Below are 1,952 nucleotides of genomic sequence, written 5' to 3'. Positions count from 1 at the left end.
TCAAACCCTCGACGCGAACTTATTTCCGAAAGGAAATCCGACTGTGGCTCTCGATGCCGTGGGTGCCGGAGAGGGGGAGCTTGTTTTTTGGTGCAGAGGAAAGGAAGCTTCATTTCCGTTCAAGCGGGACGAAACACCAACAGATTGTACGATCGTCGGAATCATCGATTCGGACTCACATGTATTTAACGGTGAGCGTTAGACAGCTAGAAATCGAATGCTTTTAGCCCGGGTAATTGGTAACATTGTTGCCACCCAGAAAAACCAGCGTTATGAGGGTACACGCATAATGCTTTGCCGACAGATAACTCCGGATGGCGAAGAAATGGAGTATACCTGCCTGTCCCTCGATTCAGTCAACGCCGGGGAAGGTGACATCGTGGTCATAGCACAGGAAGGATGGTCGGCCTCGACGGCAGCTACAGGAAAGCCGGGAGCCGCGATCGACTCGGCCATTGTTGGCGTTGTTGACTATATCGATTTGTTGTAACTTCAAAAGTACGGTTTTCTGCAGTGGGTAGTGACAAGTGACAAGTGGATAGTCGTCTTTTTTAACTTGTCACTTGTCACTACCCACTATCCACTGAAGATCAATGACGAATAGTATAGTCTTGGATAAAGCCATCAAATTTGCCCTGCGGGTAGTCGCAGTGTACAAGTTTCTTTCGGAAGAGAAACACGAGTACGTATTATCGAAACAGTTGCTCCTTTCAGGGACTTACATTGCAAAACACACGAAGGCGGCACTCCACTCGCTTTCGAAAAATGGTTTCTCAAACGAGATGTATGTCGCGTTGCAGAAAGGGCTTGATACGGAGCTGTGGTTGCTCCTTCTTCATAAGGGCGATTTTCATCACCGGTTCACAATACGAATCGTTGAATAATGATTGTGTGGAACTGATAAAGCTCACGTCATCTATTTCGAAGACAAGCAGGGGGGAGAATGTTGGAACCGCAGGAGATCAATAGACTGGCAGTTAAGATCGCAAAGATCCTCGAGGCGGAAACGCAGTCGCAGGATGTGGCTTCGCTGTTCGCGCGTCTGGAGAAGACAAATTACAGACTGGATAAGTTAGAACATGCAATGCTGGATCGCGACGGCGTTCATACGCAGATCCAGCATTCGAGCCTCGATAGATTCAGCGTTTCGGAGACGGTTGCTGATGAAATTCTTTCCGAATTTAAAAATGAAAAGGCCTGCCAGTTTGAGCCTGACAAGCCTTGTGATCACTGTTCAATGTGCAGTTCACGCGGATTCTGACTAAGGATTAGTCGCTGGCTTCCGGAGTGAATTTGCATCTCCTACGCTCGGGGCCGAACGGGCACCTGCTTCCGCTTCAAAGTATGGCTGCTCTTTGAAGCCCAACAGGCCTGCCGTCAGGACCGCAGGAAACGAATTGCGTAACGTGTTATAAGCGTTAACCGAATCAGTGTAGTCGATACGGGCCGTATTTATTCGATTTTCTGTACCCGAAAGCTCGTCCTGCACCTTCATAAATGCTTCGTTTGATCTCAGGACCGGGTAATTTTCCTGAAGGCTCAACAAACGTCCAATCGTTCCGCCAAAGCTGTTATTTGCATCAATTACCGCCTGTTTTTGTTCGGGGGTCTTGTCGCCATCGGCGGCCGCCGGCGTGGCCGACGTGGCGTTCAAAAGCCTCGACCGTGCATCCGCTATTTGCCCAAATACCTCTTGTTCCTGGACTCCCGCCATCTTAGCGGTTTCGACAAGATTAGGTATGAGGTCGGCTCGCCGCTGAAGCGAACTTTCGACGTTTGACCACTTTGCCTTTACGTTCTGCTGCTTTGCATTCAGTTCGTTATAACTGCATCCGCTCAGGCCAAATGCCGCCACCATTGCTACTGACAATAAAATTGCTCTTTTCATTTTCATTCTCCTTCGGGTTTGCTTTTACCCACTTCATCTACTGCGTTGATCACAGATTCGATCT

5 protein-coding genes are annotated in these 1,952 nt (G+C 48.8%); 4 read left to right on the top strand and 1 reads right to left on the bottom strand.

Annotated elements, in window-relative coordinates:
• From ACEW8P_RS18825 to ACEW8P_RS18810, 4 genes are all read left to right on the top strand, one after another.
• A partial coding sequence (locus ACEW8P_RS18825) for a EutN/CcmL family microcompartment protein (protein ID WP_373514621.1) occupies positions 1-202 on the top strand: 202 nt, incomplete at its 5' end.
• A 15-nt stretch (positions 203-217) separates the two neighbouring features.
• A complete protein-coding gene (locus ACEW8P_RS18820) occupies positions 218-490 on the top strand; it encodes a EutN/CcmL family microcompartment protein (RefSeq protein ID WP_373514620.1) in 273 nt (90 codons plus the stop codon).
• A gap of 103 nt (positions 491-593) precedes the next feature.
• Positions 594-884 carry a four helix bundle protein gene (locus ACEW8P_RS18815; protein WP_373514619.1) on the top strand — a complete coding sequence of 97 codons (291 nt, stop codon included), beginning with the start codon at positions 594-596 and terminating at the stop codon, positions 882-884.
• 59 nt (positions 885-943) lie between these two features.
• Positions 944-1,261 carry a hypothetical protein gene (locus ACEW8P_RS18810; protein ID WP_373514618.1) on the top strand — a complete coding sequence of 106 codons (318 nt, stop codon included), beginning with the start codon at positions 944-946 and terminating at the stop codon, positions 1,259-1,261.
• On the opposite strand, the gene ACEW8P_RS18805 is transcribed toward ACEW8P_RS18810, so the two are convergent.
• Positions 1,262-1,888, bottom strand: coding sequence for a LemA family protein (locus ACEW8P_RS18805; protein ID WP_373514617.1), 627 nt, complete (start codon positions 1,886-1,888; stop codon positions 1,262-1,264). It lies immediately after the preceding gene.
• Positions 1,889-1,952 lie beyond the last annotated feature (64 nt).

The sequence above is a fragment of the Persicitalea sp. genome (genome assembly GCF_041751555.1).
Lineage (GTDB): Bacteria > Bacteroidota > Bacteroidia > Cytophagales > Spirosomataceae > Persicitalea.
Note: the sequence above shows the minus strand (reverse complement) of the source record. Positions and strands in the feature narration are given on the sequence as shown.